At 50.8% G+C, this 2,597-nt stretch carries 5 tRNA genes and 2 rRNA genes; all 7 read left to right on the top strand.

Annotation, left to right across the window (positions count from 1 at the left end):
- A 16S ribosomal RNA gene (locus tag EHW58_RS15495) occupies positions 1 to 1,065 on the top strand; the annotation flags it as partial.
- 81 nt (positions 1,066 to 1,146) lie between these two features.
- Positions 1,147 to 1,222: transfer RNA gene (locus tag EHW58_RS15500), tRNA-Glu, on the top strand.
- A 2-nt stretch (positions 1,223 to 1,224) separates the two neighbouring features.
- A tRNA-Lys gene (locus EHW58_RS15505) sits at positions 1,225 to 1,300 on the top strand.
- 12 nt (positions 1,301 to 1,312) lie between these two features.
- Positions 1,313 to 1,388 (top strand) — tRNA-Ala (locus EHW58_RS15510).
- Between the two features lie 12 nt (positions 1,389 to 1,400).
- Positions 1,401 to 1,476: transfer RNA gene (locus tag EHW58_RS15515), tRNA-Val, on the top strand.
- A gap of 34 nt (positions 1,477 to 1,510) precedes the next feature.
- Positions 1,511 to 1,586, top strand: a tRNA-Ala gene (locus EHW58_RS15520).
- A gap of 347 nt (positions 1,587 to 1,933) precedes the next feature.
- Positions 1,934 to 2,597 (top strand): 23S ribosomal RNA (locus EHW58_RS15525); the annotation flags it as partial.

Below are 2,597 nucleotides of genomic sequence, written 5' to 3' on the forward strand. Positions count from 1 at the left end.
CTTGACGTTAGCTGCAGAAGAAGCACCGGCTAACTCCGTGCCAGCAGCCGCGGTAATACGGAGGGTGCGAGCGTTAATCGGAATTACTGGGCGTAAAGCGCATGCAGGCGGTTTGTTAAGTCAGATGTGAAAGCCCGGGGCTCAACCTCGGAACCGCATTTGAAACTGGCAGGCTAGAGTCTTGTAGAGGGGGGTAGAATTTCAGGTGTAGCGGTGAAATGCGTAGAGATCTGAAGGAATACCAGTGGCGAAGGCGGCCCCCTGGACAAAGACTGACGCTCAGATGCGAAAGCGTGGGTAGCAAACAGGATTAGATACCCTGGTAGTCCACGCCGTAAACGCTGTCTACTTGGAGGTTGAGGTTTAGACTTTGGCTTTCGGCGCTAACGCATTAAGTAGACCGCCTGGGGAGTACGGCCGCAAGGTTAAAACTCAAATGAATTGACGGGGGCCCGCACAAGCGGTGGAGCATGTGGTTTAATTCGATGCAACGCGAAGAACCTTACCTACTCTTGACATCCAGAGAACTTTCCAGAGATGGATTGGTGCCTTCGGGAGCTCTGAGACAGGTGCTGCATGGCTGTCGTCAGCTCGTGTTGTGAAATGTTGGGTTAAGTCCCGCAACGAGCGCAACCCTTATCCTTGTTTGCCAGCACGTAAAGGTGGGAACTCCAGGGAGACTGCCGGTGATAAACCGGAGGAAGGTGGGGACGACGTCAAGTCATCATGGCCCTTACGAGTAGGGCTACACACGTGCTACAATGGCAGATACAGAGGGCAGCGAAGCTGCGAAGTGGAGCGAATCCCTTAAAGTTTGTCGTAGTCCGGATTGGAGTCTGCAACTCGACTCCATGAAGTCGGAATCGCTAGTAATCGTGGATCAGAATGCCACGGTGAATACGTTCCCGGGCCTTGTACACACCGCCCGTCACACCATGGGAGTGGGCTGCACCAGAAGTAGATAGCTTAACCTTCGGGAGAGCGTTTACCACGGTGTGGTTCATGACTGGGGTGAAGTCGTAACAAGGTAGCCCTAGGGGAACCTGGGGCTGGATCACCTCCTTACTGACGCTATTGTTGCGAGTGTTCACACAGATTGTATAGGTTGAAGCATTAAAGAGGATGTGTTCCCAAACATATCAGCGTGTCCCATTCGTCTAGAGGCCTAGGACACCGCCCTTTCACGGCGGTAACAGGGGTTCGACTCCCCTATGGGACGCCATTGGGTTGTTAGCTCAGTTGGTAGAGCAGTTGACTTTTAATCAATTGGTCACAGGTTCGAATCCTGTACAACCCACCATTTCTCAGACGCGGGGCTATAGCTCAGCTGGGAGAGCGCTTGCATGGCATGCAAGAGGTCGGCGGTTCGATCCCGCCTAGCTCCACCAAGTCTGAAAGATGGGCGATTAGCTCAGTTGGGAGAGCACCTCCCTTACAAGGAGGGGGTCACTGGTTCGAGCCCGGTATCGCCCACCATTTTCTCTGCAAGAGAAAAGCACTACAACAAAATGGGGCTATAGCTCAGCTGGGAGAGCGCCTGCCTTGCACGCAGGAGGTCAGCAGTTCGATCCTGCTTAGCTCCACCATTTTACTCTTTGTTTTTACAGCAGTTGACGCCTGTTGCGATGAGTGCTGTCTGAAAGCAAAAAATAAAGTGGTTTATCGTATTGATAGAATCACATGCTCTTTAACAATCTGGAAAGCTGACAAGTCATTCTTAAAGAATGACAGTAAAGTTCTCAATCAGTGACAGAAATGTCACTCACACAATCAAGTGTGCTTGGGCTTTGTCTTATTTGATAAGCAAAGTCTCTATTTTGAGTCCGGCAAAAACAAAACCTTAATTGGTTGATGATTCAACACTGAGTGGTTTTGCGACGCAGATTTCTTTTTTAGACAATCTCGCCGTAAATAAAACCTCTTGGGGTTGTATGGTTAAGTGATTAAGCGTAGACGGTGGATGCCTTGGCAGTCAGAGGCGATGAAGGACGTACTAACCTGCGAAAAGCGATGGTGAGCTGGTAAGAAGCATTTGAGCCATCGATGTCCGAATGGGGAAACCCACCTGCATAAGCAGGTATCTTAGCGTGAATATATAGCGCTAAGAGGCGAACTCGGGGAACTGAAACATCTAAGTACCCGAAGGAAAAGAAATCAATTGAGATTCCGGCAGTAGCGGCGAGCGAACCCGGAGCAGCCCTTAAGCGGCTTAGGCGTTAGGTGAACAGGTTGGAAAACCTGGCAATAAAGGGTGATAGCCCCGTAACCGACGGCGCCTTAGTCGTGAAAACGAGTAGGACGGGACACGTGATATCTTGTCTGAACATGGGGGGACCATCCTCCAAGGCTAAATACTCCTGACTGACCGATAGTGAACCAGTACCGTGAGGGAAAGGCGAAAAGAACCCCTGTGAGGGGAGTGAAATAGAACCTGAAACCGTCTACGTACAAGCAGTGGGAGCCTCCTTTGTGGGGTGACCGCGTACCTTTTGTATAATGGGTCAGCGACTTAATGTTAGTAGCAAGGTTAACCGCATAGGGGAGCCGTAGGGAAACCGAGTCTTAACTGGGCGAGTAGTTGCTAGCATTAGACCCGA

Origin of the sequence: Salinivibrio sp. VYel1 (assembly GCF_009377945.1) — a bacterium.
GTDB classification, from domain to species: Bacteria; Pseudomonadota; Gammaproteobacteria; order Enterobacterales; family Vibrionaceae; genus Salinivibrio; species Salinivibrio siamensis.